Below are 26,931 nucleotides of genomic sequence, written 5' to 3'. Positions count from 1 at the left end.
AAAGATTAGCGGAAGATAGTATAAGTGCAACTAAGGCTCCGCCAAAAGCTTGGCGTAGCCAAGTTTTCTAATTGGCAAAAAAGACAAATTTTCATGATCTGAAGGTTTAGATCCAGAATTTCCAATATTCACAATAAAGGGAAGGAGAGATGTCTCGAATGAAGACTCAAAATCCGCAACGAATTCGACAATATATCGTGTTTCTGGCAGGTCTTTTTTTTATGGGACTTGGAATCGCGCTGGTGACGAAATCAAACCTCGGGACGTCGCCGATTTCCAGTGTACCGTACGTGTTGAGCATGACGTTTCCCATTTCGATGGGAACGCTTATTTTTCTGTTATGTACCTTGTTCTTTTTCATCGAACTGATGATTGTGGGCAAAAAATTTCCCAAGAAGCAATATCTGCAGTTGCTAGTGGGACCGATCTTTGGCGTTTTTATTGACTTGGGAATGGCGATCTTCTCGTTCTTGGATCCTTCCTTGTATTTCGTCAAAATCGTCGAGTTGGTGATCGGTTGCATTCTTCTTGCACTGGGGATCTACCTGCAAATTGCGGCGAATACGATTTTGAACCCGGGTGAAGGTGTGGTAAAGGTCATCGCCGATAAAGTGGGGAAAGAGTTTGGCAATGTCAAAATGATGTTTGATGGAACCCTGGTGCTGGTCGCTTTGATGATTTCGTTTGTTGCTTTTGGGTCAGTCGAAGGTCTGGGTGAAGGGACTATTATTTCCGCCTTTCTGGTAGGCTTCTTGGTGAAGCTGATCAGCCGGATTGGGAATAAAATCGTGTATAAAAACAAGCTGGAAAAAGCAGCTTGAGCCATCCTTATACGTATTGAAAGAGCCATCAACCAGGCATATGTTTGGGTTGATGGCTCTTTCTGTTTCTTCGTTAAATCGCTCCGAGTTCGCGTTCATTATTTTCCGCAAAATACTCCACCAAAAAGCTTTGAAACTTGCGAGCAGCCAATGAAAGATACCGTTTTTCCAACCAGGCTTGAACGAGACTCATCATGGCAGCAGGCTCTTCTACCTCACAAACAATATTGGGTTGTATGCCCGCTCTTCCCAGGATGTCGGCATTTGTTTTCCGCAAGGGATGGCCCGTCTTATACTCGACAAAAGGTTCATCCGCTATCTCGTGCAATGAAATGCTTTGTCGCCCAGCAAAACGATGCCCAGGAGGGAGGGCGAGGCTTTCCTCCAGAGACACGCGGTCGTGCGCTCGGAATTTCCGCTACAGGATTGGCAGTCGGTGGCGCGCTTGGTCCGGTTATTGCGGCATTGGTCGTAAGTGTCGTGCATTGGCGATGGCTGTTCTGCATTCCGTTATTCATCGTGTTTATCCTGCCGTACTTCCGCAAACATTTGGACGATCATCAAGGGGATCGGACGCGTATCGTGGCTTGGCGGAGGGCTGCTCGCAGTGACAGTCGCTCCTTTTGTTCCAGTGACTCTATTGAAAAACAAACGCTATGCGGCCGGATTGGAATTATGCGTATTGGTAATGGGGATGGGCTTTTCACTTCCATTTTTGACGCCGCAGCTTTTGGCTGAAGTCAATCAATTGGAAGCGGGATGGATCGGCTTCGCGATGGTACCTGCTGCAGTGGTATCTGCCTTGTTGGCTAGAAGCGCAGGCAAGCTGGCGGATCAAAAGGGCAACTCCCAACTCTTTCATCTGGGTGGGGTCTTGTACCTGATCAGTTTCCTGCTGCTTTCGGTCTTTGTGGGGATAGCGCCTGTATTCGTTGCGCTCTTATTGATCTTTGGAACCGTGGGTCAACTGTTCATACAAATCTCGATGTCCAATGCGATATCCCGAACGCTCTCAAAGGAACAAACGGGGGTAGGAATGGGCCTGTTTTCGATGGTCGGTTTCCTATCTGGTGCCGTTTCAACAGGCATTTACAGCAAAGCTGTCGATTACGGTGCTGCGACGTATTGGATTCCGTGGAATCCTTACGCAAACGCGGCGGTTTTCAGCAATATCTACCTAGCGCTGATTGTTATGACGGCTTTGATTCTGGTGATATTCCGGTATTTCTTTAGCAAGGAAACCGTGACAAATATTCATAAAGGGTGAAGAGTTGGTTCGTATGACCGGTTGTTTGAGGCAACCGGTTTTTATAATTATCAGAAATGTATAAAAATAATTGCAGCTGTAAAATGCTTTACTGAATGTCCTGCTGCTCTTCTTGTATCGTGAGTACTACAGCAGCATGTTGACCAAGACGGACGAGTACCATTCTGACTCCTTTTCGATGACGTACATCCCGTTTTCTTTGGACAGGAACTGCTGACGCTCCAATTCTTTCATCGTATTGGCTACCGTCACACGCGAGGTACCGACTACGTTGGCGAGCTCCTGGTGTGTAAATTTCACGGTGATGACGCGCTTTCCATCCGAGACTTTCCCATACGTGCTGCCGAGCTGCAATAACGTGTAACAGATCCGCTGCGTGGCGGAGTAGAAACTCAGCTGCATGCTATGGGAGATCAGTACGTGATTTTTCAGGTCGATAAAACGCAGCGCCTGATGAGCGAGCATTGTGTTTTGGTTCCAGGCTTCCCGGAATCGCTCTTTCGGAATTTTGATGAGAGCAGCCTTGCTGGCCGTGATGACTGCGTGGTTGTAGGTCGGGTGATCAAAAAGACAGCTTTCACCAAGCAAGCCATTTTTGCCTACGATCGCAATCGTTTTCTCGTCTCCGGAAGGCGAGGTGAAGAACATGCGGATACGCCCACTCATGACCACATAGATGTGCCCTGCAGGTTCGTCCTGATGAAAGATGATTTCATGCTTCTTCAGCAGGATGGTTTGTCCGAGAGGGGCAACGTCCTGCCAATCGTACGGGAGATTCTCCATCCAAGGTGAACTCTTGGTATCAATAGTCAAAATCATAGTCTGTATCACTCCATACCAAAATGAACAGTGAGGAAAGAGGGTTATCAATGTGTTTCCATTTGCAAAAGAACGAGCGTATTTTCCGATTTTGAATGAACAGATCATGCTGTCCAGCTGCTCCCAAAGCGCACTGAGTCGACAGGTCGAGGAAGCGATTCATTCCTATTTGGACACGCTGCGATACACAGGGATGGACTGGATGCGCTGGATGGAAGAAGTAGAGGCAGCGAAGCAGCAGTTTGCCAAGCTGATCAACGCCTCACCTGAAGAGATCGCGGTTCTGTCATCCGTATCGGATAGCGCATCATCTGTAGCGAGCGCCCTGGATTTCACTGGTCAAAGAAATCAGATCGTCACAACGGAGATGGATTTTCCGAGTATCGGTCACGTGTGGCAGGCCCAAGAAAGGAAAGGCGCACAGGTCCGATTTATTCCATCACAGGATCAGATGATACCGTTAGCGTACTATAACCAAGCCGTCGGTGAACAGACCCTGATTACCTCCGTTCCCCATGTTTCGTATTACAACGGATTTAAGCAGGATCTGCAAAAAATCGCCTCCATCGTTCATGAAAAAGGCTCTTACCTGTTTGTAGACGCCTATCAGTCGGCTGGAAGTGTAGACATCGATGTAAAGGCGGCAAACATTGATTTTCTCGCGGCAGGGACACAAAAATACTTGCTGGGCATTCCGGGTATCGCCTTCCTGTATGTGAAAAAGGAAGTAGCAGAGAAGCTGGAGCCTGCAGTCACTGGATGGTTCGGCCGTACCAATCCTTTTGCCTTCGATATCAAATGCCTGGATTACGCACAAGGAGCGCGTCGCTTTGAAACGGGGACTCCTCCGATGATCAATGGTTATGCGGCTCATGCTGCACTGCGCTTGCTCAATGAGATTGGAGTCGAAAAAATCGAGAGCTATCTGGGAGAGCTGTCTGAAAAAGCGGTCCAATACGCAGGGGAAAAAGGGCTCACCGTAGTCAGTCCCCATGATCGGAGTCAGAAAGCATCCAATACGGCTATCTATGTTCCGGAAGCATCAAAAGCCGAGATTCTCTTGAGAGAAAGAGGAATCATCGTTTCGGCCCGCAATGATGTGATTCGCATCGCTCCCCATTTTTACAATACCGAGCAAGAAGTGATGACAGCGATTGACGCTTTGGCTGAGCTGACAGTCAGACTGTAGGAGGATTTGGATGAGCGGGGCCAATCGTAAAAAGAAGATAATGCTGGAATGGGGCTTGATCTTTATAGGGACCGCGATTGTGGCTTCTACCTACTATCTGTTTCTGAAGCCCAATGACATCATGACCCCAGGGTTGGGAGGGGTAGCCATCCTGATTGGCTATCTTCTTCCTCTCTCTTTGGGACTGATTTACTTCTTGCTCAATATTCCGTTGTTTTTGTTAGGTTATCGGTTCGTGGGAAGACAATTCGTCATTCGAAGCCTGGGAGGCATGGTCAGCCTGTCGCTATTCCTGTCCCTGTTTGAGTTCTTGCCTGGCTGGCATCAGCCGATTGCGGGAACTTTACTCGGCGGGGCTATCAGCGGTGTAGGAATTGCGCTTGTTCTACTGGGCGGAGGAACGACAGGCGGGGTAGATATAGCCAGTGTTGTGATTCATAAAGTGTGGCCGACTTTTACAATTGGACGCGGCATGATTGCGATCAATAGTCTGATTGTCATCGCTTCGTGGATGACGACAGATGTTTTACATTCCATCTATACGTTGCTCTCGCTCCTCATAGCGGGAAAAACGATCGATGTCTGTTACGCCAAGTGGTCAGGGAAAGGCGGTGATTACGGAGAAAAGGCAGAAGTGACCTCGTAATAGTCAAAATATTGGGAATTAGGAACGAACAAAGGGGGTTACCAGGTTGAAAGACAACTTTATGGAACGTGAATCAGGTCTGCACAGAGGACTTACCAAAGGCCAGCTGACAATGATTGGCTTGGGTGGGGCGATAGGAACAGGATTGTTCATGGGAAGTGCTATCGCGATCAGTTACGCGGGACCTGCCGTCATTCTCAGCTATGTCATCGCAGCATTCATCGCGGTCATCATGATGTTCAGTCTGTCCGAAATGGCAGTTGCGCATCCGACAGCAGGTTCGTTTGGCGTCTACGCGGAAAAATACCTCGGTGGCTGGGCAGGCTTTACTTCTCGTTGGACATACTGGGCTGCACAAGTAATAGCTGTCGGAGGAGAGGCAGTCGCCGTAGGGATTTATATGACCTATTGGTTTCCCGATATCCCCGTCTGGATCTGGACACTTGGTTTTGGTGCCGCACTGATCTACGTCAACTCTCGTTCTGTTGAAAATTTCGGCAGCTTTGAGTATTGGTTTGCCATGATTAAAGTGGTTGCAATTATTGCGTTCATTATTTTTGGTATCGCCGTTGTCTTTGGAATTGGTACACCAGCCGTAGGTTTTGAAAATTTTACAAAGCATGAAGGGTTCATGCCGCATGGTTTTGGCGGGGTCTGGATGGCTGTACTGATGGCCATTTTCAGTTTCGTCGGGGTCGAGGTGATTGCCGTGACAGCGGGTGAGGCGAAAGATCCTCGTTCGGCCGTACCGAGAGCCATGAGGACGATGGTTTTCCGCTTGATCGTGTTCTACTTCCTTGCGATGAGCATTATGATTGCGGTGGTACCATGGATTCAAGCAGGGGCGAAGGAAATCGCGCAAAGTCCGTTTGTTCTTGTCTTTGATCATGTCGGCATTACAGCTGCAGCCGGCATCATGAATTTTGTCGTCATGACGGCAGCACTATCCAGTATGAACACCAACCTGTATTTGACATCACGGATGATCTTCTCTCTTTCTCGCAGTCAGTACGCGCCTGATACATTGGGCAGGCTGTCCAAAAACGGAACGCCGATCAACGCACTCCTGCTCTCCAGTCTAGGGGTAGCTATAGCGGCGCTCATCTCCAAAATCAGCCCATTGGCCTACAACTACCTGTTTGGTATCGCACTTTTCGGTGCCTTGTACGTCTGGCTGTTGACGCTATTGTCTCACTTGAGATTCCGCAAGCAATGGGAGCTGAGCGGTGGAGAAAAGCTTCCGGTACGCGCTCCGCTGTTCCCGATCCTGCAAATCATCGGGATTGCGCTGATTGCTGCGATCCTCATCACGATGGGTTTAGACACGGAGTTTTGGAATATATCGTGGATTATAGGGGTTCCTTGGCTGCTGTTTCTCACTTTGCTCTACTATGCCAAGTACAAGAAAAGGCTGGGTCAGCTCAATAAGGACGAGTCAGGGAAAACCATGTAAAAAGTAGCCCTATGATGATGGTGTGGGTTTACCGACACGATGAATCATAGGGCTTTTTATTCCATTACTGGGTGTGGAGGGATTCGGGCAGCACCTTTTCCATCGCCATGACATCAACGTACTGACCGTCGAGTATTCCTTGCTTTTCAAAGATACCAATTTCCCGAAACCCTCTTTTTCGATAAAGGGCTTGCCCGAGCTGGTTCTTGGCGAAGGTAAACAAAACGATCTTGTGAAAGCTTTGGCTATGTGCTTTCTTTTCTAACTGCTCCAGAAGATGCTGGCCGACACCATGACCTCGGAAGCTGCGCTCCACGTAAATGGAAAGGTCAGCTACACCGTCGTACGCACAGCGATGAGAATAGCGGTTTAATGAAGCCCAGCCGACCACAACATCAGCCATTTCAGCCACCAGCACCGAATACCTCCCCTGATGCTCGCCAAACCAGCTCGTCATATAGACCATGTCTTTTTGATCCAGCTCCAGGGTAGCGATGCGATCTTCGATACCTTGGTTGTAGATGAGCAGAATTTGTTCCAAATCACGAGCCTCTGCGTGACGGATGCGTATTTCCTGCATGACCTTCCCTCCAAATGCCTACATTTCGTTCTTTTCACAGCAGTTGTTTTGCTCCGACTCTTCGCAGCATGCGCTTTCTTCGCTTTGGACTTCTTCGATCTTGATGTCACAGCATGCGTCTTGCTTCTTGCCCATTAGATGGTTCCAGATTGTCATTGTTTTCACCTCCTTTACAAGAAATAAAACAGGTAGCCAGATAGTGTAGCCATGATCAGAACAGACACGATAAAGGCCACCACCAGTCGTCTCTGGAAAATCGCGCCGAGCAATGCAATCTCAGGCAGGCTCGCTCCAGCGGAACTAATCATCAAGGCCATGACAGGAGCGAGTGCCATTCCTTTGGCGAGCAGGATTTGCGACATGGGGATCATCATGGAAAGCCGGATGTACAAGGGAATGCCGATCACTGCAGCTATGGGAACCAGCCACCATTGCTCACCACCCAGCACGGACGAAATCCAGTCAGCGGGAACGACACCGTGAATCACAGAACCGATCGCAGCTCCGATGATCAGGTACGGGTAAACAGTCTTCATCATGCTGAGGGTTTCCGCCCATGCAGTCGTCCAGCTGAATCGCTGTGTCTTTTCTTCGTACCCGGTCATCACCACTTGTTTGACCGCTTTTTCAAAGCCCAGCTTTTCCAGTGTCAGACCAATTGCGACAGATAGGATCGACGTGATAACAGTGTAAGCGACAGCTACTTTTATCCCGAGCAAAGCTCCCATCAGCGTGATAATCGTCGGGTCCAGAACCGGTGATGAGAATAGAAAGACCATGACGATACCGAAGCGCACCTTTTTATTCAACAGATTGACCACTACAGGAATGGTGGAGCAGGAGCAAAAGGGTGTGATGAAAGCAAACAGGAGTGCAGCCAAGACTCCAAGGACGGTGTTGTTACCGGACAGGTAGCGATTTATTTTTTCATAGGGAATCAAGCCTTGAAGCAAGCTGATGAGAAAGGAAATGCCAATAAACAAGATCGTTAATTCAAAGGCGATGGACAAAAACGATTGAAGCCATGTGATGAACATATATGGATCCCCCCTTTTGGTTGTAAAATGCAAGTATTTATCAAATAGAAGACTACCCCAGTGGAGTAGTGCAGCATTTTCCTGATTTCGCCATGCTCTCGTTTAACAATTGAATGGAGCGAATCACCGTTTCTTTTTCGAATGCGTTCATGTGCGAGAACACTTCTTCCAGATACAGCTTCATCTGCTGATCGATCGTCTCGGTGACATAGTTTCCCTCCGGAGTGAGCGATAGCAAGGATACGCGGCGATCTTCCGGGTCAGGCGTTTTTTTCACGAGATTCATTTTGATCAGGGATTGAATTTGACGGCTAAATGTAGTGATATCCGTACCTAATGTTTCGGCGACTTGCTGCATGGAGGGACGGCGTTGGCGAGAGATTTCATAAAGAATATGGCTTTGTACCAGGGATATGTCGCATCCCCCAGCCGTACAGCAGTTTTTATTGAGAAAGCCGAAGCGGCGTGTCATCACTTGAAACAATTGGCGTAGATCATCCATACTTTTCATTCACCTCAACATCACAATATGCCATTTGATTGCATTTTGCAACTTGTTTTTTTGTATTTTTTATTTAAATAACTATATAGTTATAGTACTATTAGGTTGTGAAGTAAAAGAGAAAGGAGGGATTGACATCGAGATGGATTCCAATCAGTTGGTGACCATTCTAAAGGCATTGGCTGATCCTACCAGGCTGAAGATCGTGGGTTTGTTGAGCCATCGCAACTGCTGTATTTGTGAACTGGTCCCGATTTTCGGGATTTCACAGCCAGCCGTATCGAAGCATATGAGTCGCTTAAAAAGTGCGGGACTTGTGGTGGAAACGAGGAGGGGGCAGTGGGTTTTTTACGCCTTGAATCATGAGCGTTTGGAACAGGTTCGATTTGCCTTGGGGAATCTGCCTGATTACTCCGCAGAATTTGAAAGGCTTGCTGAACAGGGGCTCCTGGTCACCTGTGAATAGAGACAGAGTTGGGAGAGATCAAGTTGTTGGTTTGGTTGGCTTTTCTCATATTTGCTTTGACGATTACCTTCGTCATCTGGCAGCCTAAAGGCTTGGGCATCGGCTGGACGGCAACAGGCGGGGCGATTTTGGCTTTGGCGTTTGGGGTTGTCAGCTTTGATGATGTCATCACTGTGACCGGTATTGTCTGGAATGCAACTTTGGCGTTCGTAGCCATTATTCTGATTTCATTGATCCTGGACGAGATCGGTTTTTTTGAATGGTCCGCCTTGCATATTGCACGGCTGGCAAAAGGAAACGGGACGCTGATGTTTGTCTACGTGGTGCTGCTGGGCGCGGTAGTATCCGCCTTTTTTACCAATGACGGTACAGCGTTGATTTTGACACCGATTGTGTTGGCGCAGGTACGGGCCTTGAAGTTTCCTGACCATATGATTTTGCCTTTCATCATGGCGAGCGGGTTTATTGCCGATACGACCTCATTGCCTCTGGTCGTCAGCAATCTGGTCAATATCGTTTCGGCAGATTATTTCGAGATCGGCTTTATGGAATACGCGTCCCGGATGATTGTCCCTAACCTTTTTTCTTTGGGGGCCAGCTTGCTCGTTCTCTACCTCTTTTATCGGAAGAGCATTCCCGCCCATTACGATATCACCACCTTGAAGCAGCCGCGTGAAGCGCTGAAGGATCTACGGCTTTTTCGATTGTCCTGGGTGATTCTGGGGCTGCTGTTCATCGGATTTCTGGCAAGTGAATCCATTGCTGTTCCTGTATCCTTCATTATCGGGATCGCCGCGATCATCTTTGTTCTGGATGCGCGACGCAGCAAAGTAATCGCTACGAAAAAGGTGATCAAGGAAGCTCCTTGGTCCATCGTCGTTTTCTCGATCGGCATGTATGTTGTCGTGTACGGATTACGCAATGTAGGACTTACCGATACCTTGGGGGAGCTGATCCAGACATTTGCCCATCAAGGATTGTGGGCAGCTACAGTCGGTATGGGTTTCTTGGCCGCTGTTCTTTCCTCCATTATGAATAATCTGCCTACTGTAATGATTGGCGCATTGGCTATCCAGGAAACGGAGACGACAGGTGTGATTCGTGAAGCTCTCGTATACGCCAATGTCATCGGCAGCGATCTGGGTCCCAAGATCACCCCGATTGGTTCACTAGCGACCTTGCTCTGGTTGCATGTCCTTTCCCGCAAAGGGGTGCGCATCACTTGGGGCCAGTACTTTAAGACCGGAATCGTGTTGACGGTACCGACGCTGTTTATCACGCTGATTGGCCTGTATCTATGGCTGCAAATCATTTCGTAAAAGGGGTCGACTTCTATGAAAGAAAAATCGCTTGTGTATTTTCTTTGCACGGGGAATTCGTGTCGTAGCCAGATGGCGGAAGGCTGGATGAAGGAATTGGGGAAAGATCGTTTTGAAGTAAAAAGCGCAGGGCTTGAGGCACATGGGCTAAATCCTCGGGCAGTGGAGGTCATGCAAGAAGCGGGGATCGATATCAGCAGCCAGACTTCAGATGTCATTGACTCCGATATATTGAATAGGGCTGATTACGTCATTACGTTGTGCGGCCATGCCGACGAGCATTGCCCGGTCATTTCCAATCGTGACGTGGTCAAACAGCATTGGGGCTTCGACGACCCGGCCAAGGCGACCGGGTCGGAGGAAGCGATCATGAACAGCTTTCGAGTGGTGCGGGATGCGATTCAAAAAAGAATGAGGCAGTTTTTGGAGGAAGTTAAATAAGGCTTACGGCTGGTTAGGTTCGATCGAAACGAGCTGTGGCGAAGTTCCCTGCCTCGTGAAATTAAAAAAGGCGACAATGCTAGATAGCCAGATGTAAACAAACACCTCCTGCGGGAGGTTTTCTTTTTGGCTATACACAAAAAAGCACTACAAGGATTGACAAAGAGTCAACAGGAGCCTAATATAATACCTATAGGGGTATATGTAATTTACGATACGTGCGACGACCTCGCTCAAATCACCACATTCAGAGAATTGCCTGTATAGATCAGTTCAGTCCGCCTCCAGAATGGAGATCACGGCATGAAGGCAAAATAAATACGGGGAGGTATGCCATATGACCAAACAAACAGCAATACCAGCCAATCACATATTGGACTGCAAAGGTTTGGCTTGCCCGATGCCGATCGTGAAAACGAAAAAAAGGATCGAGACCATGCTGCCCGATGAAGTACTGGAGGTCCAGGCTACGGACAAAGGCTCACTGGCTGACATGCAGGGCTGGGCCAAAAATACCGGACATGCTTATCTGGGTACGATTCATGATGGGGACGTACTCAAGCATTACCTGCGAAAGGCTAGCCCGCAGGAAACAAAGACAGAGACCAAGTTTCCGCATACCATCACCAGCGAAGAGCTGGAACAGAAGCTGTCTGCCAACCAAGCAGGTACTGTGCTGGATGTCCGGGAACCAGCAGAATATGCTTTTAACCGCATACCAGGAGCCAAGTCGATTCCTTTTGGAGAGCTGGAGAAAAGGTGGAACGAATTAAAGCAGGAGGACGAGATTCACGTCGTATGCCGATCTGGCAATCGGAGTGATTTGGCTTGCCAGGTCTTGGCGGACAAAGGCTTTACACGTGTGAAAAATGTACTGCCCGGAATGAACGGGTGGAAGGGTCCCGTGGAATCAAATGAATAAAGAAGTTAAAAAACATGTACACAAGGGAGAGATTTGATCATGTCAACAAAAGTAGCGATTATTGCAAGCAACGGCGGAATGTTCGATGCCTACAAAGTGTTTAATATTGCCACTGCTTCTGCAGCAACGGATGCAGAGGTTGCGATCTTCTTTACCTTTGAAGGACTAAACTTGATTCACAAGCAAGCCAATCAACAGCTTTCCATGCCAGCAGGGAAAGAACATATGGCAGAGGGTTTTGCAAAAGCCAATGTTCCGTCGATTCCTGAGCTTGTAGGCATGGCTCAAGAGATGGGTGTCAAAATGATCGCCTGCCAGATGACCATGGACGTCATGAATTTGCAAAAAGAAGCGTTCATAGACGGGATTGAAGTAGGCGGAGCTGTAACCTTTCTTGATTTTGCCAAGGACGCCAACATTTCATTGTCGTTTTAAACCAATTTACAGAAGGAGAGTACATTGACAATGACTACTGCAACAACAGCATTGCAAGCGATGACGCCGCATGAATTGGCTAAAATCGTCTTCAATCAGGAGCGTCTCTTTATCCTGGATGTCCGCAATCAGAGCGACTTTGACGATTGGAAAATTGAAGGGCATAACATCGAGATCATCAATATCCCGTATTTTGATCTGATGGACGGAGTCGACCCTGCACTGGAGCGAATCCCTGAGGGGGAAAAGGTGCTGGTCGTCTGTGCAAAAGAGGGTTCGTCTATCTTTGTGGCTGAACAGATAGTAGAAGCGGGAAGAAGCGAAGTGTTTTATCTCCAGGGCGGGATGAAAGCATGGAGTGAGCATCTGGAGCCGGTCAAAGTCGGGGATCTGCGTAACGGTGGAGAGCTGTATCAATTCGTACGGATTGGAAAAGGCTGCCTTTCCTATATGGTGATTTCTCAAGGGGAAGCCGTGGTCATTGATACGCTGCGCATGACAGACGTGTATGAAGCCTTTGCCAAAGAACATAAGGCTACGATCAAGCACACAATCGACACCCATCTGCACGCTGACCATATCTCCGGAGGGAAAAAACTGGCGGATCAGGTAGGTGCGACATACTGGCTACCGGAGAAAGACGCTACTGAGGTGACGTTTTCCTACGAAAAGCTGGAGGATGGCAAGGCCATAAAAGCTGGGAACACGGATATCACGATTCTGCCGATATACTCCCCGGGGCATACGATCGGGAGCACCTCGTTTATCATCGATGATCAGTATTTGCTGACAGGAGACATCCTTTTTGTGGAGTCCATTGGCCGTCCTGACCTGGCTGGCTTGGCAGAGGATTGGGTGGGTGATCTGCGCCATACCTTGTATTCGCGCTACAAAGAGCTATCTCCTGATCTGATCGTTCTGCCTGCACACTTCGGGAAGATTACAGAGCTTGGAAAAGGTGGACAGGTTTCGACCCGACTGGGGGATCTGTATCAGCACAACCCGGGTTTGTTGATTCAGGATGAGACGGAATTCAGAAGAACAGTTACGGAAAAATTGCCGCCACAGCCCAATGCGTATCAAGAAATTCGTCAGACAAATATGGGAAAAATCAAGCCTAATGAGGAAGAACAGCGCGAGATGGAGATTGGACCAAACCGTTGTGCTGTTCACGACAGATAACCAGATCAATTCGATGAGAAGGAGCGAGCCCTGTTACGAGGTGTTCGCTTTTTTTGTCTCGTCGGAATACCCTTTGCGAGGCGAGTAGGTTCTTTTTATCAATAGGTACATTTTTGTACTTGCCAAATAGTGACCGCCTCCCGTATTATACTGGTAGGGGTATGAGTATAAAATGATGAGAGGGGTTATTATACACATGGAAAACCAAAAAGAAAAAACGACAATTGTCCTGTTTAGCGGGGATTTAGATAAAGCCATTGCAGCATTTATCATTGCCAATGGAGCTGCAGCCTACGACCACGACGTCACGATCTTCTTCACTTTCTGGGGACTGAATACCATGCGCAAGGACGAGGTTGTCCCTGTGAACAAGGGCTTCCTGGAAAAAGCGTTTGGCTGGATGATGCCACGCGGTGCCAACAAGCTGGGCTTGTCCAAAATGAACATGATGGGTATGGGACCTGAGATGATCAAGCACGTCATGAAGAAGCACAATGCGCTGTCCTTGCCGCAATTGATCGAATTGGCGCAAGAGCAGGGAGTCAAGCTGGTAGCATGTACGATGACGATGGACCTCTTGGGGCTGCAAAAGGAAGAACTGATCGATGGCATGGAATACGCTGGGGTTGCAGCCTATCTGGGGGATGCGAACCAGGCTAAAGTGAATCTGTTTATCTAAATCTCCTTTTTCGTTTATAATACGAGTATACGTATGAATGGAACGGAGGGAATCAGTATGGATTACACCTACGGCGATGATGTGAAAAGACGCTTGCGCAGGATTGAAGGACAGATTCGCGGCGTATTGCGGATGATGGAAGAACAGAAGAATTGCAAGGAGGTAGTGGCTCAGCTTTCAGCTGTTCGGAATGCCTCTGACAGAGCGATCGCACAGATTGTTGCGGAAAATTTGCAACGTTGTTTATTAGAAGAAGAGAGAGCAGGCAAAGACCCGGAAAAAATGGTGAAAGAAGCAGTCGAACTACTGGTTAAAAGTCGCTAAAGAGAAAGGGCGAATGCATACGTGGATTTCACAACTATCCTATTGATTGCCGTCTACGCTTTGCTCACCTATTTTCTGGTCACGCGTTTTGTTCCGGTCAAAGGTTTGCAAAACCTGAATGCCGACCAATTCAAAGAACGGGTAAACCAAAAAAGCAAGGTACTGCTCGTCGATGTACGGGAACCGCATGAGTTCAAAGCAGGCCATATCCCTTCCGCAATCAATATACCGTTGTCGCAGCTCAACAGCAGGGTCAAAGAAATTTCCCCTAAAAATGAAGTGTTGCTCTATTGCCGAAGCGGCATGCGCAGCAAACAGGCTGGGAGAATCCTGAAGAAGCATGGCTACAGCAATCTTGCTCATTTGCGTGGAGGCATTACGGCTTGGCGCGGGGCTATAAAAAAGAAATAAGGTGCTGTCCATTCGTATCACAGACCAAAAAGACCAGCGAGCGAACGCTGGTCTTTTAGCTTGTATTAGTGGCCCACCAAAGACCCGATAATCGGGTAGTGGAATGGGCGGCCTTGCAACGAGAAGATGACTCCTTTGATTGGATAGTAGATTCCGATCAAGCCGAAAACGATCAGGAATGGAATACCGATCAAAATGTAGGAAAGAACTGCGGAAATACTGATTAAAATACCGATACCTACGTGAAAGAGCAGAGCTTGCAGGGCCATGCTTTTTACATGACGGTCTTGCATCAACAGCCATACGAGCAGTGGTACCAAAAACGGGGCAAAAAATGCACTTGCATGGGTGATTGCTTTAACACCATTATGATCCATGAATGATCCTCCTCATCTCAACCGAACCGTTGTATGATTCTATTGTACTGTAAGTTCGAGATCAACAGATACCGTCAAAAGCGCGATTTTTGACTCCAACTTGAGACGGACTGTCTGTTTCTGTTAATATTTACAAGTCGCTTTGTCGTATGGGTTGCAAGTATATTGGGCAAAGGCGGTTAAGCTTTGTACCATTCGGAAGATGGATATCCCTTGAGAAGGATAGGAGGAACAAAAAGAAATGAGTGTTGAAATGCTGAGTGAATCCGTGAGTCAGTTTGGATATCCAGCTCTATTTTTCACGCTATGGCTCGGTATTGTGGGAATGCCCATCCCTGATGAGGTGATTGTCTTATCAGCAGGGGTGTTGACTTCGCTGGGAATACTCAGCTTTGTTCCGGCATTTATCGCCACCTATCTGGGGGTCGTTTCAGGACTATCGCTCGGATACGTTCTGGGTAGAGCACTTGGTGCGCCGGCATTAAATTGGATTAGCAAGAAAAAAGGGATGAGCAGGCACGTAGATCGCGCACAGTCGCTGCTGGAGCGATACGGCAGCTATGCGTTGTGTATCAGTTATTTCCTGCCTGTAGTGAGACATGTGGTTCCCTATCTGGTTGGGATCGGAAAAATGACATTTCGTCGCTATGCGATGTTTTCTTATACGACTGGTTTTGTGTGGACTTTGGTCCTGTTTTTCGTCGGTTATGTTGTGGGAGACAATGCGTCTGACATGGATGCCTTCCTCAAAATGTTTACACAGGATATGGGGATCGGCGTCGCTATACTCGTAGTGGTAGGTGTGGCAGGGATATTCGGATATCGAAGATTCAAAGCATCGAAAGCTCAAAAACAGGTGGTCAGCTCCAATCAGGACCCTGATTGCTAATACAGATTTTTGTAGGGTTGCGCAGAAAATTGATAGACGCTCTCCTCTGCGAATGGTGATAAAATATTTTCCATGAAAGCCAGGGGAGAGCCCTGCATGGAGGAGCGATACAGTGGCAACCAAGAAACAATTGATCTGGGCTGATTTATCTTTGTTTTTCATCGCGTTGGCCTGGGGATACACCTTTGTTTTGAGCAAAGATATTTTGACGGAGATGACGCCCTTTTACTTTCTGGGCACACGCTTTTTGTTAGCGGCCTTTCTTTTGCTGCCATTCGTCTGGAGGCGGTTGAAAAAGGTCAGTCGTGATGTCTGGGTGCAGGGGATCATCTGCGGTATCGTACTCTGTGCAGCGTTTACGTTTCAAATCCTGGGGATTGATCGGACGACACCGGGAAAAGCCGGGGTCATTACGGGGACAAACGTCATCCTTGTACCGTTTCTCTACTTTTTTTGGCGACGCAAGCCCGTAGGAAAAGGGGCGGTCATCGGAAGCTTGCTTGCCTTTGCGGGATTGACTTGTCTGTCAGGGGATGAGGGATGGACAGGCATCTCGTTTGGGGATTTTCTGGTGTTTTTGTGTGCGATCTTCTTTGCCCTTCATATTTTGCTGGTGGATCGCCTATACGAGCAGCGGGAAGATGTCGATTCCCTGAATTTTGTTATGATTCAACTTTTGGTGGTAGGTGTGATCGATCTGGCGATTGCCTTGTTCGTCGAGCCACTTCCACAACCGCTCAGCTCTTATGGATGGTTTGCCTTTCTGTTTGATTGCTTGATTGGGACCCTGCTTGCTTACATCGTACAGATCAAGGCACAGCAATTTTCTCCTCCGGTGCACGTCAGTATCCTGCTGTCGCTTGAGGCGGTATTTGCTTTTCTCTTTTCGTGGCTGCTATGGGGAGAACCCGTTACCCCGATCGTATGGACAGGAGTGGCCCTCATGCTCGCGGGCATTTATATAACAGAGCTGGGAGATCATCAAAAACCCACCTGAGTCGTGAAGCTTTTAGCTCCACTCAGGTGGGTTTTTTGTCTGGTAAGAAGTTGCGGCAGGTTTGATTTTTCTGCGTTGAAGCAGCTTGGGCAGCACGATGCCAAGCAGGATGACAATAACACCGGAAATCTGCAGCCAGGTTACAGTCTCATGCAAAACAATGGATGATGCGAAGACCGCCATGGGCAATTCAGCTGCACCCAGAATGGCCGCCATTCCTGCTCCGACATGCGGTACGCCAAAATTAAAGCAGGCAGTAGGAATCAGCACCCCAAACAGTGCGAGTAAGAAAACATAAGGGAACAGACCGTCCAAAAGCGTCCCATCAATGAGGAAAACAGGTGGATAGATCAGACAGGTGAGCAACAGCGATCCCGTGGACATGCTGGAGCTTCGCAGCCAGGGATTGACGGACAAGGCTGTTTTGCCACTGAAAATGATGAAAAGCGTATAGGACACAGCAGACAGCAAACCAAACCATACGCCGACCAGATGAAACTGTGCAAGTCCTCCATTCTCCAACAGACCTCCTGCCAGTATCGTCCCCACGATCAGCAAGATCAACGAGGCAAGAGTCAGCTTGTCCGGGAGCTTGCGGGACATGATCGATTCTGCGAATACACCCATCCAGGTAAATTGAAACAGCAGCAGAATCGCCAGGGAAGCGGGAATGTACTGCAAAGCGTTGTAATACATAATGCCAGTCGTACCGACCACGAGTCCGACTGCCGTCAAGAGCAGCAGCAAGTGCTTGGGTGGCTTGGTACGCAAAAAAAAGAGAGCAGGTAGCCAGGTTAGCAGGAAACCGAATACCATCTGGCCGCCGATGACTTCAGCAGCAGAATATCCTTGACTGTATGCGAGCTTGACGATGGTTGACAGGATTCCATAGCTGCAAGCCCCGATAAAGACCAGGAGTATATATTTCATGTTTGTATCTCCTTATGAATAGCTTCAGACAATCCAGTAGCTAGAATAATACGTGTTTAGGAAAAAGTCCATTCTCCTTGAAATAATAGGGAAAAAAAGGTTTATAGATCCCTTTTCCGTGGAAATAAGGAAATGATGCGATCTGACTTCGCAAGTGACACATCGTTCAGCCTAGAGCGCAGACGAAGAAGGAGGAGGCTGGTGTTTTCAAAGTTCAATGCCCGACTATTAGCAATATTGTTTTTAGTGAGTCTGCTCTCCATTCTCATAATCTGCAGTTTTCTTTTGTTTAAAGAAGCTCGCAAGGCTGTCATTACGCAATATAAGACCAGCGTTAGCAGTCAGATGGAGCTAATCGACGAACGATTATCTCAATTTTTTAATGGAATTGCAAAAGAGACAAGATTTTTAATGGATACACCGGAAATGCAGTCGGCTGAAAAAGAACCGACAGATCCTCAGGTGATGAATGAACGATTAAAACCTTTTTACCGCCTGCACGAAGCGATTGGAAATATACATTTGCTCAGAGACGATGGAAAGATTTTTTCCTTGTGGCCAGAAACAGGCTGGGATGGAAATGCCCTGAGCAGAATTCAACTCCAACGAGAAAGCGTAGGCTGGGGGCATGAGACAATTTGGCTGTATGGGAACAACCCAATGAATGAGGAAAAAACGATCTATTTATCCCAACGCGTTGAAAATCATGACGGACATCCCTATGCCGCCTTGCTGGTAGAGATCCATCTGGATAAGCTCTACCAATGGGTGACTTCCCTACAATCATACAAGCCTCATGAGCTGATGGTAGTTACCCCTGATGAGAGGATACTGCTCCATAGCAACCCGACTTTCATGGGAAAAAAAGTTCATGAACTCCCTAATTACGAAGACTTCAGCATCCATTTCGGCGCAAACGCTTCAAGTCAGGAGAGCACGTTTTCTTTTCTAATCAACGAGAGTTGGGTACATGCCTACCATCAGGCTTCACCTAATAGCGGGTATGTATACTACGAATTGTTGCAGGGGGAAGAAATCGATCATCACCTCCTTCACCTGCGTCTGATGTTCTTCGGAATTGTTATTTTGATCATCCTATCGGTGGCATACACATTCTATCTGTTTTGGAGGAATGAAGATTCTAATCACGCCAGGTATTCGCCTCCGATTTCTCTGGCAAAGGTTTCGCGAGCAGGTTTGGATCAAATTGTGCGCAGTTTTTACCTAGCCGTAGAAATGAAGGATTCCTATACAGCCGGTCACACGGAGCGCGTAGCCCAATATGCTTTGGCGATCTACGATCAAATGGGGGAGGAGCACAAGCATTTGCTTCCACGCGATGATTTACGGTATGCTGGCTTGCTGCACGATATAGGCAAGGTTGCCATTCCAGATCATATTCTGCTCAAAGAGGGCAAGCTGACAAAGGAAGAATATGAGAGAATCAAGCTTCACCCAACCATCGGCGCGGACATGGTAGAGCAGATCGAAAGTCTTGCCCACGTCAGTTCGGGAGTTCGCTATCACCATGAGCGTTGGGACGGGAGAGGGTATCCCAAACAGCTGAAAGGTGAAGAAATACCGCTGATCGCCCGCATACTGGCTGTGGCCGACACCTTTGATGCTATGATTTCTACCCGTTCTTACAAACAGGCGGTTTCACCCCGGGCAGCCTATGAAGAGATCCTTCGTTGCTCCCATACCCAGTTTGATCCGAATGTCGTCAGCTTTTTCAAGCAAGCGTATGACAAAGGCTCCCTTCAAGTAAAACAAAGGGATGGGGATCATCCATAGATGGTGGTTATTCCCCTGAACAGGGAAGCTTCCCCTGCATTGGATGGGTTTACGCCTTGCTATCAGCCCGTATATCTGGTATTCTAATTGTGCCGTGCTAGACGGGGAGGTTGCGGTGCCCTGTAACCTGCAATCCGCAATAGCAGGGTTGAATTCCTATCATAGGTCTTCTCATGTGAGGCTGCCTTATGGCGGCGGTGTTGAGGAGCGGGTCCTGTGCAACGTGAACCCATGAATCTGGTCAGGTCCGGAAGGAAGCAGCCATAAGTGGATCATCACGTGTGCCGCAGGGTAGCCTGGTCTGAGCTGCTACCATAAGTAACGCTCGGATGTGGAGTATCGAAGATAGGTGCACGGTACCTTCATATGAATGAGAGTAATGGTGTGTCTTCGTAGAGAGGACAGGCCATTTTTGTATTTCACGGGCAAAAAACGAGCTATTTTGTTGATTTTTGGCGAGAACTAGCGAAACATTTCCCACCTGCACCTGAGTATCAAGGGCAGGTTTTTATTGTATTATCACGAAATTCTCAAAGAGGGCAATTACGATATGCTTTCCTGCACGATAAAGTACGTCATAGGTCAGGGGGGACAAGCTGTGAGTACGTCTTTTTCTTTAAACCTCGTCGGCTCGTCCGATCGATTGCAGCAGTTCATGCATCAACTGCCTACTGCCGTTTTATTGGTCGATCAAGAGGGTAGAATCGTGGAAGCAAACGAACAAATGCTTCGTGTGACTGGATTTTTTCGTGAACAACTGCTGCAACAGTCTGTGCAAAAGATACTTCCTCATCACGGTTCGGTAGAGAAGTTGTACGAGGAACTGCTGTATAAGGAAAGTGAGTCTGAAGCTTTTGTAGAAGTCCAGTGGAAGGACCATTGGGGGAACGAGAAAACAGCTCCAGTATTCATTCTGCATCAGGATGCCGAGGAATCCTTGTACCTGATTCATTTTTTCCAACTGGGAAAAGATACGGGACAAGACTTGACTGGGCGAATTGTCTCAAAATTGACGCATGATACCAGTCTCGGGTTGTTTGTTTTGGATGGAGAAGCACGGATTGTCGAAGCAAGTCAAACAGCATGCAAATTATTGGGAATGGATCGACTGCAGGTCCTGAACAAGCATGTCGACCAACTGTTTGCCGGAGTACCCGAACAGCATCGCTTGATCAAAAAAGAGTGGTTGGACGGCGTAAAGCTACATAACATCGCCACGTCGTGGTCGAATGATAAGCAGCGCTATGAGTTGATTGTCGACGCGAATTCGCTGCAGGACGAGACAGGGAAAACGGTTGGGGCCTTTGTCTTGTTCAAAGACATCACCAACCTGCGTTCCTTTGAGCAAAAAATCGAACGAAATGAACGTCTGGCCATGATCGGTCAAATCGCTGCCGGGACGGCGCATGAGATACGCAATCCACTTACATCCATCAAAGGGTTTTTGCAGATGTTTCTGCAGTCGTTTAGCGAGAGTGGAATGGATCGTGAAAAGACCTACACAGAGATCATGCTGACGGAAATCAACCGGATCAATTCGCTTGTAAGCGAGTTTTTACTCTTGAGCAAGCCACGTGACGTGCAGTATTCCATCGTCGATCTCAACATCGTCTTTGAGGAAATTCTGCCGATCGTGGAGTCACAGGCGCATCTCTATGGCGTCGAGGTCAAGCTCACTTCACGAGGCAAGCTGCCACTGGTTGTAGGGGATACTGAACTGCTCAAGCAGGTGTTTATCAATATTTGCAAAAACGGAATTGAAGCGATGGGAGAACAGGGTACACTGCAAATTTCCCATCATATCGACCATGATGGGGACAAGATGAGCATCGATATACGGGATACAGGTCCGGGCATCCCCCTCTACATCATCGATAAGATTTTTGACCCGTTTTTCACGACGAAGGAAGAGGGTACAGGACTGGGATTGTCGGTATGCCAAAAAATCATTCACGACCTTGGGGGGCAGATTCGCGTTTCCTCCAAAGGCTTCGGAACCACCTTTCACATCCTGCTGCCGTATCTATAGGACAGTGATAGACATGACACGTCCCCGCTCACAACCCGTGACGGGACTTTTTTTTCTGTGTGCAAGAGCGTTTTGTACGAACTATGCCAATGGTGTATACTATATAGGATATGGAAGAGGACTGTGCAGATGGGGAGTGTCACACGAACATGGCTTATACCGCGCTGTATCGCGTATACCGACCGCAGAGATTTGAAGATGTAGTCGGACAAGAACATGTGACGATCACCTTGCGTAATGCGTTGCGCGAAGGTAGGCTTTCCCACGCCTATTTGTTCAATGGTCCCCGTGGTACGGGTAAAACAAGTGCAGCAAAAATCATGTCCAAGGCAGTCAACTGTGAACAGCCTCGGGATGGTGAGCCGTGTAACGAGTGCTCTACGTGCAAAGCCATCTCGGACGGATCGGTGACGGATGTACTGGAGATCGACGCCGCTTCCAACCGTGGTGTGGAGGAAATTCGGGACATTCGCGATAAAGTGAAATTTGCCCCCAGTGACGTCAAGTACAAAGTGTACATTATCGATGAAGTGCATATGCTGACGACGGAGGCGTTCAATGCGCTTTTGAAAACACTGGAGGAACCTCCTTCGCACGTGCTTTTCATCCTTGCCACAACGGAGCCGCACAAGCTGCCAGCGACGATCATCTCCCGCTGTCAGCGCTTTGATTTCCACCGAATCCCGTTGCAGGTCATGGTGAATCTTTTAAAGAAGATTTGCGAGTCGCAGGGAGTACGCGTAGAGGACCAGGCGCTTCAGCTGGTGGCAAAGATGGCGGAGGGTGGAGCGCGTGATGCGCTGAGCTTGCTGGATCAGGCAATCAGCTTTAGCCAGGACGAGGTTCGGGCGAGTGACATCATGCAGATTACGGGTACGGTTGCCCAATCGTACTTCTCCGTACTGGCAGGACATATCGTCGAACGAGATGTCGCAAAAGTGATGGAGCAGTTCGATCAGGTCATGGTGCAAGGGAAAGACCCTGAACAGTTCCTGCATGATTTTCTGTATTACTATCGAGATATGCTGCTGCTCAAGGCTGCCCCTCAATTGGAAGAGATCGTGGAGCGCACGATGCTTGATGACCAGTTCGCTCAAGTGGCGCAAAAATATACGATGCCAGATTTGTACGCCAAGATTGAGGTTTGCAATCAGGCCCTGTCCCAATTGAAATGGTCAACCTATGCCAGGGTATTGGTGGAGTTGACGCTGGTCAAGCTGTGTCAGCCCGTCGAGCAATCCATGTCGATGCCGAACGGCGCAGCTGCTGGAGTCTCCCCTGCCGATGCGGGAGAAATCGCTAGCCTATCGGATCGAATTCGTGTCCTGGAGGAGCGGCTGGTGCAGGTCATGCAGGGGCAGGTAAGCATTCAGGCGCCGAGCAAAGCCGAGGAATCGCGCAAAGCGGAGCCAAAGCGGGCAAATGCGGCGACTGGCGGCTCTCGTACACCGTTGAACAAGGTACGTGAGGTAGCCAAGGCAATGGATCAAAATCTGACCAGACAGGTGCAAGGTCAATGGAGTCAGATATTGGTCGACCTGAAAAAGATCAAAATCCAGCATCAGGCTTGGCTGGTCAATGGTCAACCGGTCGCTGCCGGAGCCGATGCGGTGGTCGTTACCTTTAAAAGTCCCATACATTGTGATAAGACGATGGAGCCTGAGCTGAAGAGTGTAGTTGAAAGGGTCATGCAGAGCGTATTGGGAAGACCATTGCAGCTTCTTTCCGTCATGGAAGAGGAGTGGCAGTCGGTCGAGCAAACCTCCTCGCAAGCGGATACGCCTGTAGAGGAGGAGCAGGACCCTTTTCTAGCCGAAGCGATCAAGCTCGTCGGTGAAGGACTCATAGAAGTAAAAGATTAGGAAGATATCAAAGGAGGATACCCCAATGAAAAACATGCAACAAATGATGAAACAAGTGAAAAAAATGCAGGAAGAGATGCAAAAAGCGCAAGAAGGCTTGAAAGATAAAACGGTAGAAGGCTCTGCTGGTGGCGGTGCCGTAACGGTGACTGTAGATGGCCACAAAACCGTTAAAGATATCGTGATCAAGCCGGAAGTGGTAGACCCAGAGGATGTTGAAATGCTGCAAGACCTGGTACTGGCCGCTGTGAATGATGCGATGCGCAAGGCTGATGAGCTGATGGGCAAGGAAATGGGACGCTTTACCGGAGGAATGAACATCCCGGGTCTGTTCTAATTTCAGGCAAGCTGAAGGAGTAAACACACGATGTTCTATCCAGAACCGGTATCCAAGTTGATTGAAGGCTTTATGAAGCTGCCCGGTATTGGGCAAAAAACGGCAGGACGTCTTGCTTTTTACGTCCTCAACATGAAAGAAGACGACGTGTTGGATCTGGCAAAGGCTCTGGTCAACGCCAAACGCCAGCTGCACTATTGCTCGGTCTGCAACAACATCACGGATCTGGACCCGTGCCATCTGTGCCGGGATAAGAGACGGGATGGCTCGACCATCTGTGTGGTTCAAGAACCAAAAGATGTCGTGGCAATGGAGCGGACTCGAGAATTTGAAGGGTATTACCACGTGCTCCACGGAGCTATTTCCCCGATGGACGGCATTGGACCGGAGGATATCAAGATTCCTGATCTCTTGAAGCGACTGAGCGACGAGCAGGTGAAGGAGGTCATCCTGGCGACCAATCCGAATATCGAGGGTGAAGCGACAGCCATGTACATTTCGCGGCTGATCAAGCCCTTTGGCATTCGCGTGACGCGGATTGCACACGGACTGCCAGTAGGTGGAGATCTGGAATATGCGGATGAAGTGACATTGACCAAGGCGCTGGAAGGTCGGCGCGAGCTATAGCGCATGTAGAGAAGACAGGGAGACCCTGTCTTTTTTTTATACTATGTGAAGGGGCGCGAAGCTGAGTATCAACCATAGGAGGTATCTGTGAATGCCAGTCATTCGTACGGAGTTTGACATCGATGCCCCGCATCAGGTCTGTTTTGACCTGGCGCGAAGCATTGACCGTCATATGGAATCTACTGCTCGAACCCGAGAAAGGGCTATCGGCGGAGTGACTAGCGGGCTGATCCAACTTGGTGAGAGCGTGACCTGGGAGGCTGTTCATTTTGGCATCAAACAACGACTGACTGCCTGGATTACAGAGATGGATGAGCCGCATTTCTTTGTCGACGAAATGGTACAGGGTGCGTTTAAACGCTTTTATCATAAGCACGAATTCATCTCAGTGGCAGAAAACAAAACAAGGATGATCGACACGTTTGACTATACGTCTCCCTATGGAATTTTGGGGAAAATCGCAGATGTTCTCTTCCTCGAAAGGTATATGCAAAATTTCTTAATGGAGCGGAATCTGTATCTGAAGAGAGCGGCGGAGTCACAAGCGAAAGTGAGGTAGAGGATTGAGGCAATCATTGAGGCAAGGACAACCATCATATAATGAACGACGCTGTTCTCCACAAGCAGCCAGCCCAGATTGGTTACTTTTGCAAGTCCTCTGACGACAACGATGCAGAGCGGGTGGATAATGTACAGACACATCGAGAGCATTCGCCAGTTTGCGTTGCTTTTTCCTCCCCATAATAGCAACCAATGAAAGAGAAAGAACATGACGGGAAGCGTTTTTTAATTCCGTCTGAAAGAAGTCTGAAGAAACTCTTACGATAATCTTAAGCTCTAGATGGAAGCTTGATAGACCGTGAAAGCATCGAGGATGTGGTTTTGTTCCGTTATCTCCCCACACTTCACGAAACAATCCTTCCGAACTGACTACTTGACCTCGGTTTTTGCAAAAAACCCATAGTATGGAGAACTCCGTAGGGGTCAAGGGATAAAGGTCTCTCATTTAGCGTACACTCATGGGCATGTCGATTGATCACGAGTCCTGAAAATGAAAGGATATTCTCATCCGGAACCATTTCTTTGTTGTTGTAGGTGGTAAATCTCCTAAGCTGGACTTTGACGCGAGCGATCAGTTCGAGTGGACGGAATGGCTTGATAAGATAGTCATCGGCTCCCAGGGTAAGTCCGGTGATTCTGTCGATGACTCCGTCTTTGGCCGTTAGCATGATGATGGGAAAGTGATAGTTTTCCCTGATTTTTTGGCAGATTGTAAATCCATCCATATCAGGCAGCATGACGTCCAGAATGGCCAGGTCGAGCTTGACGGTTTCGAACACTTGAATCGCTTCCTGTGCTGTATAGCAAGTAAATACGTTGTAATTCTCGTTTTGCAAATAGACCTGGAGAAGATCGGCAATCTCCCTTTCATCATCCACGACTAGAATATTGATTGGTTGCTGCACCTAATCGTTAAGAGATAGTCTCCCCAAGCCCATTGTAGCAATTCGTTTTTAATTTACTCTTACAATATCCTTAAGAAACCCTTAATTTGATCAGGAAAGCATTTTTCTGTGGGACGAGACATAGAGTGAAATAGGAGTGTGAGGAGATGCTGGGAGGAACAGGGCTGTCTTCGCGCGGTGGAGGGGCTCATAGCGGCAGGGCCACGCGTTGGGCCATTCTGCTGTTTATGGGGTACTGGATCATGTTTGCCGCTGAGCTGTCCATGATCCGCTTCATCAAGGGAGTGGACGGGCGTTGGGTGGCAACCACGGCGGATCAGCCGGCGGTATGGATGTCGTTAACCATTCTAGCTGTAACCGTTTTGAGCATAGTGGTATCTGTTCTATACATCATCAGTTGGGTGAAGGAACGAAGACTGAGACGTTGGCTGTGGGGATACCACGAGCTGGATGGTTACGATGTGATTCATATCGTTGCCTGGATGCATGTCTATCAAGCTGCAACGCTGATTTTGTACGGATTGGTGTTAGAGGGTTCATTTTTTGCATCGGGCACAGTCGGCAGCGTGTTTGAATCTGCGATGTATCAGATGTTTTTGCTTCTGCTGATCCCGCTCTGGTTTCGCGGGCGTTGGGAAGAGCTCGGGATCAAAAAGCCCATCAAGCTGTGGCGCATGATCCTGACGTTGCTGCTGCTGCTCTTATTTATTGCACAAGTGATGGATCTCGTCGTTACCAAGCCTGTCGCGGATTGGTTCGGCATCTCACTCGCTTCAGAGCGGGAGCAGCAGATTGAAAACGAGATCGTCCAAGCGAAAAACACGAATATGCTGGCAGCTTGGGCATCTGTGCTAGTCATCGGGATATTGGTGCCGATTGCGGAGGAGCTGTTGTTTCGGGGCGTCGTGCAAACGTATTTGGTAAGACGTCTCGGGGCGCTGGCAGGCATATTGTTGAGCAGCTTCTGGTTTGCGCTGTTGCACATGGACGTGGCGTTACTGGCACCCTTATTTGTCATTGGGGTGGGGCTGGGATTTGTCCGGCATCGCTACCAATCGATTTGGGGAGCTGTCGTCTTGCACGCGATCAACAACATGACTGGTGTGCTGTACTACTTTCAATAAGGAGTG

32 protein-coding genes, 1 other RNA gene and 1 pseudogene are annotated in these 26,931 nt (G+C 48.4%); 25 read left to right on the top strand and 9 right to left on the bottom strand.

Annotated elements, in window-relative coordinates:
* Positions 1-158 precede the first annotated feature (158 nt).
* Positions 159-821, top strand: a complete 663-nt coding sequence (locus JZI27_RS19290) for a YczE/YyaS/YitT family protein (protein WP_280208755.1) — start codon at positions 159-161, stop codon at positions 819-821.
* A gap of 73 nt (positions 822-894) precedes the next feature.
* On the opposite strand, the gene JZI27_RS19285 is transcribed toward JZI27_RS19290, so the two are convergent.
* The gene (locus JZI27_RS19285; RefSeq protein ID WP_280208753.1) at positions 895-1,149 is read right to left on the bottom strand and encodes a LysR substrate-binding domain-containing protein; all 255 of its coding nucleotides are present in this window, start codon (positions 1,147-1,149) and stop codon (positions 895-897) included.
* Between JZI27_RS19285 and JZI27_RS19280 the strand changes: the two genes are divergently transcribed.
* Entirely contained in the window at positions 1,086-1,559 is a 474-nt protein-coding gene (locus JZI27_RS19280) for an MFS transporter (RefSeq protein WP_280208751.1), read from the top strand. The genes JZI27_RS19285 and JZI27_RS19280 overlap by 64 nt on opposite strands.
* A complete protein-coding gene (locus JZI27_RS19275; protein ID WP_280208758.1) occupies positions 1,453-2,088 on the top strand; it encodes an MFS transporter in 636 nt (211 codons plus the stop codon). Before JZI27_RS19280 ends, JZI27_RS19275 begins: the two co-directional genes overlap by 107 nt.
* Positions 2,089-2,214: 126 nt before the next feature.
* Here JZI27_RS19275 and JZI27_RS19270 read toward each other — a convergent pair whose 3' ends face one another.
* A complete protein-coding gene (locus JZI27_RS19270) occupies positions 2,215-2,871 on the bottom strand; it encodes a Crp/Fnr family transcriptional regulator (protein WP_251244217.1) in 657 nt (218 codons plus the stop codon).
* 88 nt (positions 2,872-2,959) lie between these two features.
* Here JZI27_RS19270 and JZI27_RS19265 point away from each other — a divergent pair, with 88 nt between their 5' ends.
* Genes JZI27_RS19265 through JZI27_RS19255 form a run of 3 tightly spaced genes read left to right on the top strand, consistent with a single transcriptional unit; the run spans position 2,960 to position 6,195 of the window.
* Entirely contained in the window at positions 2,960-4,096 is a 1,137-nt protein-coding gene (locus tag JZI27_RS19265; protein WP_245996894.1) for an aminotransferase class V-fold PLP-dependent enzyme, read from the top strand.
* A gap of 10 nt (positions 4,097-4,106) precedes the next feature.
* Complete coding sequence (locus JZI27_RS19260; protein WP_251244216.1) at positions 4,107-4,742, top strand: YitT family protein; 636 nt, start codon at positions 4,107-4,109, stop codon at positions 4,740-4,742.
* Positions 4,743-4,788: 46 nt separating this feature from the next.
* A complete protein-coding gene (locus JZI27_RS19255) occupies positions 4,789-6,195 on the top strand; it encodes an amino acid permease (RefSeq protein ID WP_280208748.1) in 1,407 nt (468 codons plus the stop codon).
* A gap of 64 nt (positions 6,196-6,259) precedes the next feature.
* Here the strand turns inward: JZI27_RS19255 and JZI27_RS19250 are convergent, their stop codons facing one another.
* The 4 genes from JZI27_RS19250 to JZI27_RS19235 are packed head-to-tail and all read right to left on the bottom strand — an operon-like array spanning position 6,260 to position 8,314.
* Complete coding sequence (locus JZI27_RS19250; RefSeq protein ID WP_251244215.1) at positions 6,260-6,775, bottom strand: arsinothricin resistance N-acetyltransferase ArsN1 family A; 516 nt, start codon at positions 6,773-6,775, stop codon at positions 6,260-6,262.
* Positions 6,776-6,793: 18 nt separating this feature from the next.
* On the bottom strand, positions 6,794-6,931 hold the full coding sequence (locus tag JZI27_RS19245) for a hypothetical protein (protein WP_251244214.1): 138 nt from the start codon (positions 6,929-6,931) through the stop codon (positions 6,794-6,796).
* A 14-nt stretch (positions 6,932-6,945) separates the two neighbouring features.
* Complete coding sequence (locus tag JZI27_RS19240) at positions 6,946-7,812, bottom strand: permease (RefSeq protein WP_251244213.1); 867 nt, start codon at positions 7,810-7,812, stop codon at positions 6,946-6,948.
* 52 nt (positions 7,813-7,864) lie between these two features.
* A complete protein-coding gene (locus JZI27_RS19235; RefSeq protein ID WP_122909424.1) occupies positions 7,865-8,314 on the bottom strand; it encodes a MarR family winged helix-turn-helix transcriptional regulator in 450 nt (149 codons plus the stop codon).
* Between the two features lie 142 nt (positions 8,315-8,456).
* On the opposite strand from JZI27_RS19235, the gene JZI27_RS19230 reads away from it, so the two are divergent.
* The 9 genes from JZI27_RS19230 (at position 8,457) to JZI27_RS19190 (ending at position 14,493) form a co-directional block, all read left to right on the top strand.
* Positions 8,457-8,780 carry an ArsR/SmtB family transcription factor gene (locus JZI27_RS19230; protein ID WP_122909423.1) on the top strand — a complete coding sequence of 108 codons (324 nt, stop codon included), beginning with the start codon at positions 8,457-8,459 and terminating at the stop codon, positions 8,778-8,780.
* Between the two features lie 26 nt (positions 8,781-8,806).
* Complete coding sequence (locus tag JZI27_RS19225; RefSeq protein WP_251244243.1) at positions 8,807-10,099, top strand: arsenic transporter; 1,293 nt, start codon at positions 8,807-8,809, stop codon at positions 10,097-10,099.
* 15 nt (positions 10,100-10,114) lie between these two features.
* Entirely contained in the window at positions 10,115-10,540 is a 426-nt protein-coding gene (arsC, locus tag JZI27_RS19220; RefSeq protein WP_251244212.1) for an arsenate reductase (thioredoxin), read from the top strand.
* Positions 10,541-10,877: 337 nt separating this feature from the next.
* Positions 10,878-11,462 (top strand): sulfurtransferase TusA family protein, encoded by a 585-nt coding sequence (locus JZI27_RS19215; RefSeq protein WP_251244211.1) that lies wholly within the window; start codon positions 10,878-10,880, stop codon positions 11,460-11,462.
* A 39-nt stretch (positions 11,463-11,501) separates the two neighbouring features.
* Positions 11,502-11,897: a DsrE/DsrF/DrsH-like family protein gene (locus JZI27_RS19210; protein ID WP_122909420.1), complete on the top strand. Its 396-nt coding sequence runs from the start codon at positions 11,502-11,504 to the stop codon at positions 11,895-11,897.
* Between the two features lie 30 nt (positions 11,898-11,927).
* Positions 11,928-13,079 (top strand): MBL fold metallo-hydrolase, encoded by a 1,152-nt coding sequence (locus tag JZI27_RS19205; RefSeq protein WP_122909419.1) that lies wholly within the window; start codon positions 11,928-11,930, stop codon positions 13,077-13,079.
* Between the two features lie 196 nt (positions 13,080-13,275).
* On the top strand, positions 13,276-13,758 hold the full coding sequence (locus JZI27_RS19200; protein WP_251244210.1) for a DsrE/DsrF/DrsH-like family protein: 483 nt from the start codon (positions 13,276-13,278) through the stop codon (positions 13,756-13,758).
* 57 nt (positions 13,759-13,815) lie between these two features.
* On the top strand, positions 13,816-14,082 hold the full coding sequence (locus JZI27_RS19195) for a metal-sensitive transcriptional regulator (protein ID WP_280208757.1): 267 nt from the start codon (positions 13,816-13,818) through the stop codon (positions 14,080-14,082).
* 21 nt (positions 14,083-14,103) lie between these two features.
* Entirely contained in the window at positions 14,104-14,493 is a 390-nt protein-coding gene (locus JZI27_RS19190) for a rhodanese-like domain-containing protein (RefSeq protein WP_251244209.1), read from the top strand.
* A gap of 65 nt (positions 14,494-14,558) precedes the next feature.
* Here the strand turns inward: JZI27_RS19190 and JZI27_RS19185 are convergent, their stop codons facing one another.
* Entirely contained in the window at positions 14,559-14,870 is a 312-nt protein-coding gene (locus tag JZI27_RS19185) for a DUF4870 domain-containing protein (protein ID WP_122909415.1), read from the bottom strand.
* Between the two features lie 241 nt (positions 14,871-15,111).
* Between JZI27_RS19185 and JZI27_RS19180 the strand changes: the two genes are divergently transcribed.
* On the top strand, positions 15,112-15,759 hold the full coding sequence (locus JZI27_RS19180; protein ID WP_122909414.1) for a DedA family protein: 648 nt from the start codon (positions 15,112-15,114) through the stop codon (positions 15,757-15,759).
* Between the two features lie 112 nt (positions 15,760-15,871).
* A complete protein-coding gene (locus JZI27_RS19175) occupies positions 15,872-16,756 on the top strand; it encodes a DMT family transporter (RefSeq protein ID WP_122909413.1) in 885 nt (294 codons plus the stop codon).
* Between the two features lie 12 nt (positions 16,757-16,768).
* On the opposite strand, the gene JZI27_RS19170 is transcribed toward JZI27_RS19175, so the two are convergent.
* Positions 16,769-17,686 carry an EamA family transporter gene (locus JZI27_RS19170; protein WP_280208738.1) on the bottom strand — a complete coding sequence of 306 codons (918 nt, stop codon included), beginning with the start codon at positions 17,684-17,686 and terminating at the stop codon, positions 16,769-16,771.
* Positions 17,687-17,887: 201 nt separating this feature from the next.
* Between JZI27_RS19170 and JZI27_RS19165 the strand changes: the two genes are divergently transcribed.
* From JZI27_RS19165 to JZI27_RS19135, 7 genes are all read left to right on the top strand, one after another.
* Positions 17,888-19,480 (top strand): HD domain-containing phosphohydrolase, encoded by a 1,593-nt coding sequence (locus JZI27_RS19165; RefSeq protein WP_280208737.1) that lies wholly within the window; start codon positions 17,888-17,890, stop codon positions 19,478-19,480.
* 92 nt (positions 19,481-19,572) lie between these two features.
* Positions 19,573-19,837, top strand: an RNA gene (gene ffs / locus JZI27_RS19160) — signal recognition particle sRNA large type.
* A 241-nt stretch (positions 19,838-20,078) separates the two neighbouring features.
* A complete protein-coding gene (locus JZI27_RS19155; protein WP_251244204.1) occupies positions 20,079-21,509 on the top strand; it encodes an ATP-binding protein in 1,431 nt (476 codons plus the stop codon).
* Positions 21,510-21,658: 149 nt separating this feature from the next.
* Positions 21,659-23,371, top strand: coding sequence for a DNA polymerase III subunit gamma/tau (dnaX, locus tag JZI27_RS19150; protein ID WP_280208736.1), 1,713 nt, complete (start codon positions 21,659-21,661; stop codon positions 23,369-23,371).
* A 25-nt stretch (positions 23,372-23,396) separates the two neighbouring features.
* A complete protein-coding gene (locus tag JZI27_RS19145; protein ID WP_122909410.1) occupies positions 23,397-23,708 on the top strand; it encodes a YbaB/EbfC family nucleoid-associated protein in 312 nt (103 codons plus the stop codon).
* A 30-nt stretch (positions 23,709-23,738) separates the two neighbouring features.
* Positions 23,739-24,335 (top strand): recombination mediator RecR, encoded by a 597-nt coding sequence (recR, locus tag JZI27_RS19140; protein WP_122909409.1) that lies wholly within the window; start codon positions 23,739-23,741, stop codon positions 24,333-24,335.
* Between the two features lie 91 nt (positions 24,336-24,426).
* A complete protein-coding gene (locus JZI27_RS19135) occupies positions 24,427-24,894 on the top strand; it encodes an SRPBCC family protein (protein WP_280208735.1) in 468 nt (155 codons plus the stop codon).
* Positions 24,895-25,227: 333 nt separating this feature from the next.
* On the opposite strand, the pseudogene JZI27_RS19130 reads toward JZI27_RS19135, so the two are convergent.
* Positions 25,228-25,789 (bottom strand): annotated as a pseudogene (locus tag JZI27_RS19130) (response regulator transcription factor); the annotation flags it as partial.
* Positions 25,790-25,947: 158 nt separating this feature from the next.
* On the opposite strand from JZI27_RS19130, the gene JZI27_RS19125 reads away from it, so the two are divergent.
* Positions 25,948-26,925, top strand: a complete 978-nt coding sequence (locus JZI27_RS19125) for a CPBP family intramembrane glutamic endopeptidase (RefSeq protein ID WP_280208734.1) — start codon at positions 25,948-25,950, stop codon at positions 26,923-26,925.
* Positions 26,926-26,931 lie beyond the last annotated feature (6 nt).

It is taken from the genome of Brevibacillus sp. AY1 (assembly GCF_029870785.1).
Taxonomy (GTDB): Bacteria; Bacillota; Bacilli; order Brevibacillales; family Brevibacillaceae; genus Brevibacillus; species Brevibacillus invocatus.
The sequence above is the reverse complement of the archived record's forward strand: the minus strand, read 5'-3'. Positions and strand labels throughout refer to the sequence as shown.